Origin of the sequence: Cellulomonas triticagri, from assembly GCF_003696205.1 — a bacterium.
Classification (GTDB): domain Bacteria; phylum Actinomycetota; class Actinomycetes; order Actinomycetales; family Cellulomonadaceae; genus Cellulomonas; species Cellulomonas triticagri.
In genome coordinates this window covers 1-5,700 of sequence record NZ_RFFI01000169.1, presented here as the reverse complement: position 1 = coordinate 5,700, position 5,700 = coordinate 1, and the positions used below count along the sequence as shown (strand labels likewise).

The following is a 5,700-nucleotide window of genomic DNA, read 5'->3' as shown; positions in this document are numbered from 1 at the left end:
GGGCGGAGCCGCGCGCCGTCGCCCCGGCGAGCCGGAGCGCCCCGCGCTCGACCGGCACCAGCAGGTCGCCCGGGGGCACGCGCGCGGCGACGAGGCGCGTCGGCAGGCGGTCGGTCCGCACCAGGGCCCAGGTCCCGGCCGCCAGGCCGAGGCCGAGCAGCACCGGCCACAGGGCGTCCCAGAACGTCACGGCGTCGAGGGACGGCACCTTCAGCTCCGGGAACGCGGTGCCGGCGAGGTACCAGGTGGCGACGGTCCCGCCGAGCACCAGCACGGTCCAGGAGACGACCGCCGCGTCGAGGCGGCCCGAGTCCGGCCGGGTCGCGGTGAGCAGCCGGACGCCCGCGCGGACCAGCAGCAGCGTCGAGACCGTCCCCACCAGCGGCAGCAGCGCCGCCAGGTCCACGACCTCGACCGCGGCGGGCGACAGGGCCTGCTTCGCGGCGTACTTCGCGACCGAGCCGCTGCCCAGCGGCGCGCCCGCGACGGCGAGCGCCAGCAGGGCCATGCCCGCGAGCACGTAGGGGCGCAGCGGCCCGGCGCCGTGCAGCCGCCACACCGTCACCGACAGGAACAGCCCGCCCTTCGCGACGCCGTGGTGCACGGCGTAGACCACGGCAGCCGCCCCGCACACCCCAGCGAGGTCCGGGGCGGTCAGCGCGACGCCCACCAGCACGCCGAGGAACCCCATCTGGCTCACCGAGGAGTAGGCCAGCGACACCTTGGGGTCGTCGGTGAGCACGCCCGGGACGAGGCTGAGGAACGCCCCGACCAGCGCGAGCAGCACCAGCGTCGTGCCCCACCCCGGCAGGGCGACCTCGCCCAGCGGCAGGAACCGCAGCCAGCCGACCAGGCCCGCCTTGATCATCGCGCCGCTGAGCACGGCGCTTCCCGGCGGGGGCGCCGCGGGGTGCGCGAGGGGCAGCCAGCCGTGCAGCGGGAACGTCCCGGCCTTGATGCCGAACCCGAGCAGCAGCAGCCCCACGATCGTCGACCGGTGCGGGGACGCGGCCACCGCGGCGGGGGCGTCGGCCAGCAGCGTCCCGCCCGCGTCGACCACCAGCAGCAGCGCCACGAGCACCGCCATCTCGCTGACCAGCGTCAGGGCGAGGTACGTGCGGCCCGCGCGCCGGGCGTCCGCGCTGCGGCTGTGCACGACCAGCCCGTAGGCGGCGACGCTCATCACCGCGTAGCCGACGTAGAACGTCCCGGCGTCGCCCGCCACGAACACCGTCGCGTTGCCGACGAAGCAGATCAGCAGCAGCGCGCTCAGCACGGCCGTGCGCCGCACCCCCGACACCGCCGCGGCCGCGAGTCCCGCGGCGTACAGCACCGCGGCGGTGAGCAGCAGCGGGCGCGCGACCGGGTCGAGGGTCGTGGTCGCGCCGATCAGCAGCCAGGGCGCGTCCACCGTCCCCGCGGCCGGGCCCAGCACCGCCAGCACCGCGGCGGGGAGCAGGCTCAGCGGCGCGACCCGGCCGAGCCGCCGGGCGGCGTCGTTGCGGGGCTCGGCCCCGGGGGACAGCGCCAGGAACGCGACGGCCGTCGCCAGGGGGAGCCCGGCCGCGAGCAGCCACCAGATCACGGCCACCACCCCTCCTCCACGATGACGCGGGCCATGGACAGCGGTGAGAACGCCAGCCCCGCCCCCAGGGCGACCGCGATCGAGCACCCTGCCGTGACCAGCGCGGGGGTGACCATCGTCCACGGGGCCTCCGGGCCGACGGGTCGAGGCAGCACCGCACCGGCCTCCGCCTTGCCCCACCACATGCGCGCCACGACCGGAAGGAAGTACGCGGCGTTCAGCAGGCTGGACGTCACCAGCACCGCGAGCACCCACGGCTCCCCGGCGTCCAGCGCCCCGAGGCCGAGCCACCACTTCGTGACGAACCCCGCCACGGGCGGGATGCCGATCATCCCCAGGGCGCCGACGGTGAACGCCGCGCAGGTCAGCGGCATGCGGCGGCCCACCCCGGCGAGCTGGCTGACCCGGGTCAGGCCGAGCGTCTGCGCGAGCAGCCCCGCGCAGAAGAACAGCGTGATCTTCATCAGCCCCTGGTGGACGATGTGCACCACGCCGCCGGTCATCCCCGTGGCACTGACCAGCGAGACGCCGAGCACGACGTAGGACACCTGGCTGACCGTCGAGTAGGCGAGCCGGGCCTTCAGGCCGTCCTGGGCGAGCGCCCGCACCGAGCCCCACAGGATCGTCACGCACGCGACCACGGTGAGCGGCAGCAGCACCCCGAGGTCCTCGGCGACCTGCACGCCGAGCACCATGTCGACCACCAGGACGATGCCGAACACCCCGGCCTTCACCACGGCGACCGCGTGCAGGAGCGCGCTCACCGGCGCCGGCGCGACCATCGCCTTCGGCAGCCAGCCGTGCACCGGGACGAGCGCGGCCTTCACCGCGAGCCCGCCGAGCATCAGCGCCACCACCAGGCGCAGCGTCCCCGGGTCGGACGCGGCGAGCGCCGCGACCGCCGGGCTGCCGCGGTCCGCGAACTCCACCGGCCCGATGAGCACCGTCAGCCACACCGCGCCCAGGAGCAGCGCCACGCCCCCGACGAGTGTGTAGTGCAGGTACGTCCGGGCGCCGCGCAGCGCCGCGGGCGTCTGGTCGTGCGCGACCAGCGGGTAGGTCGCCAGCGTCAGCAGCTCGTAGAACACGACGAACGTCACGAGGTTGCCGGACAGCGCGACCCCCGAGGTCGCCACCACGCACAGCGAGAAGAACCCGAAGAACCGCGACCGGTGGTGCCCGTGGTCCCGCAGGTAGCCGACCGCGTACACCGTCGTGACCAGCCACAGGAACGCGGACAGCCCGAGGAAGTACAGCGAGAACGGCTCGACCCGCAGCACCAGGTCCACGTCCGGCAGGAACGGCACCCGCACCTCGGGTCGGCGCCCGTCGACCACGGGCCCGACGAGGGCGACCACCAGCGCCACCTTCGCGGCCGCGCCCGCCAGGCTCAGGGCGGTGCGCAGGCGCTCGCGGCGCTCGGGCAGCAGCAGGATCACCACGGCCGGGACGAGCGAGGTGAGCAGCACGAGCACGGGGATCCACGCGGTCCAGGTCATCCGCCCACCCCCGGTGGCGCGCCGACCAGGACCAGGTCCGCGAGCCACGCCGAGCCGACGCAGGTCACGACGGCGAGCAGCGCGAGCGCCAGCGCGGGCCAGCGCTCCCCGGCGCGCGGCGTCGGGAGCGCGGTCGCGCCGGGTGCCTCCTCCCGGCCGTGGGGCGTGCCCGGGGGCGGACCGTCCCCGGGGCCGGGCTCCCGCAGCGTCGCCGCGAGCACCCGGGCGGTGGCGGCGGCGGTGAGCAGGCCGCCACCGAGCAGCACCGCGACCACCCACCACCGTCCGCCGGTGAGCGCGGCGTCCAGCAGCGCCCACTTGCCGACGAACCCGAGCGACGGCGGCAGCCCGGCCAGGCACACCCCGGCCAGGGCGTACGCCGTCACGACCACGGGCGCCCGAGCCGCCGTGCCCCCGAGGTCGGCCACGCGCCCGCTCCCGGCGACGCCCACCAGCGTCCCGGCGGCGAGGAACATCGCCGCCTTCGCGAGCCCGTGCGCCAGTAGGACCAGCAGCACGCCCTGCCACGCGGTCCGGGCGACGTCGACGGCGACGCCGTCGCCCCCGGCCAGCGCGGGCGTGACCAGGGGGAGCAGCAGGACCAGGTACCCCACCTGCGCGACCGTCGAGTACGCGACCACCCGCTTGAGCGCGGCGGCGCGCAGGGCCAGCACCCCGCCCCAGGCCACCGCGCCGGTGGCCAGCACGGCCAGGACGGACGCCAGCGCCGCGTCCCCGCCCAGCGCCGTCCACACGCGCAGCAGCACCACGAACGAGCCCTTGACCACCAGCGCGGACAGCAGCGGGCTGACGGCGGTCGGGGCGGCGGCGTGCGCGTCCGGCAGCCAGGCGTGCAGCGGGAAGAGCGCGGACTTCACGAGCAGGCCGACCGTGGCGAGGCCCAGCGCCGTCGTCAGGGCGGGTCCGGGGGGCAGCGCCGCCGCGGCCAGGTCCAGGGTCAGCGTGCCGGTGCGGGCGTAGACGAGGGCCACGGCGACCAGGAACGCGAACGACCCCAGCACCGCCAGGCACAGGTACCGCAGCGCCGGGCCGTAGGCGCCGCGCCCGCCCAGCGCGACCAGCGCCACCGCCCCGAGAGTCAGCAGTTCCAGGGCCACGTACGTGGTGAACAGGTCCGCGGCCACCAGCACCGCCTGCAGCCCCGCCAGGGTCAGCAGGGTCAGCGGCCAGTACGCCGACCGCCCGGCGGCGGGCTCGGTCGCCGGGCCGGTCGACGCGGGGGACGCGCACGCGTGGGCGAGCACCGCCGTCACGACCACGGCGGCGAGCAGGCCGACCGCCGCGGCCACCCCGTCGACGCGCAGGGCGATGCCGAGCGGCGGCTCCCAGCCGCCGGGCGCGGTCGCCACGGGCCCGTCGCGCAGCACGGTCACCGCGAGCACCACCGCCAGCACCGTCTGCCCGGCGGCCGTGACCACGGCGACGGTGCGCCGCGCGGGCGCGACGGCGGCGGCGACGGCCCCGGCCAGCGGCAGCAGCAGGGACGCGAGGACGACGTCACCCACCGTCGTCCTCCCGGTCCAGGCGGCGCACCAGCACCAGCGCCAGCCCGGTCACGGAGACCGTGATGACGATGCCGGTCAGGGCGAGCGCGTGCAGCACCGGGTCGGGCTCGCCCCCGCCGGTCGCCGCGAGCGCGACCAGCACGAGCACCGTGCCCGTGCCGGTGACGTTCAGGGCGATCACCTGCGCCAGCCGGTCCCGGGTGGTGAGCAGCCGGACGGCCCCGAGCAGCGTGACCACGCCGCCGAGCACGAGGTAGACCTCCGCGGTGCTCACGAGTCCGCCCCGCGTCGCCCGCTCGCCCCGGCGCGGGGTGCGTCCGCGGGGGAGTCGGGGCGGGCCGCGAGCACGAGGGCGGTGAGCCCGACCCCGATGCTCAGCACCAGGCCCGCCTCCAGCCCGAGCACCACCCAGCCGCCCCACGGGGCCTCGACGCGCAGCCAGGTGCCGACGAGCAGCCGCGTGGCCCCGGCGACGACGAGGAACGTCGCGAGGCCCGCGACGACGGCGGGCCGCAGCAGCCGCCCGGTCGGGACCAGGTCCGCGCGGCCGGTGAGCGCCAGCAGCAGCGCCGCCCCGGCGAGCATCGCCCCGGACTGGAACGCGCCGCCCGGCCGCGAGGACCCGGCGACGAGGAACCACCCGGTGAGCAGCAGCACCAGCGGCACGGCCAGCACCGCGAACCCCCGCACGACGGGACGCGGGTCGGCGTGCAGCGGGACGTGCGCCAGGGTGCCGTCCCGGTGCAGGGCGAGCGCGGCGAGCACGGCGGCGGTGAGCACGGCCACCTCCAGCAGGGTGTCGAGCGCCCGCAGGTCCAGCAGCACGACCGTCACGGTGTGGCTCACCACGCCGTCCGCGTCGCGGACCAGGTCGCCGAGCCGGTCCCCGGCGCCCTGGCCCTCGCGGGCAGCGGTGACGAGCACCCGGCCCAGCAGCACGCCGGTCGTCCCGGCGACGAGCAGCGCGGTGGCCGGGCCGAGCACCCCACGCGGGCGCGTGGGCCGGTCCGCCGCCGGAGCGGGACCGCCCGCCCGGCCGCGCGCGGTCACCGCCGAGACCAGCAGCGCCCCGGTCGCCCCCGACGCGATC

The 5,700-nt window shown here is 77.3% G+C and carries 5 protein-coding genes; all 5 read right to left on the bottom strand.

Annotated elements, in window-relative coordinates; all coding sequences use genetic code 11:
- Positions 1 to 1,591 (bottom strand): proton-conducting transporter transmembrane domain-containing protein (locus EBM89_RS19160; protein ID WP_233571858.1); only part of this gene is annotated, 1,591 nt, incomplete at its 3' end.
- The gene (locus EBM89_RS19155; protein WP_122151201.1) at positions 1,582 to 3,084 is read right to left on the bottom strand and encodes a proton-conducting transporter transmembrane domain-containing protein; all 1,503 of its coding nucleotides are present in this window, start codon (positions 3,082 to 3,084) and stop codon (positions 1,582 to 1,584) included. The genes EBM89_RS19155 and EBM89_RS19160, both read right to left, overlap by 10 nt.
- On the bottom strand, positions 3,081 to 4,610 hold the full coding sequence (locus EBM89_RS19150; RefSeq protein WP_122151200.1) for a complex I subunit 5 family protein: 1,530 nt from the start codon (positions 4,608 to 4,610) through the stop codon (positions 3,081 to 3,083). Before EBM89_RS19150 ends, EBM89_RS19155 begins: the two co-directional genes overlap by 4 nt.
- On the bottom strand, positions 4,603 to 4,884 hold the full coding sequence (locus tag EBM89_RS19145) for an NADH-quinone oxidoreductase subunit K (protein WP_122151199.1): 282 nt from the start codon (positions 4,882 to 4,884) through the stop codon (positions 4,603 to 4,605). Before EBM89_RS19145 ends, EBM89_RS19150 begins: the two co-directional genes overlap by 8 nt.
- Positions 4,881 to 5,700 (bottom strand): MnhB domain-containing protein (locus tag EBM89_RS22505; protein WP_122151198.1); only part of this gene is annotated, 820 nt, incomplete at its 5' end. The genes EBM89_RS22505 and EBM89_RS19145, both read right to left, overlap by 4 nt.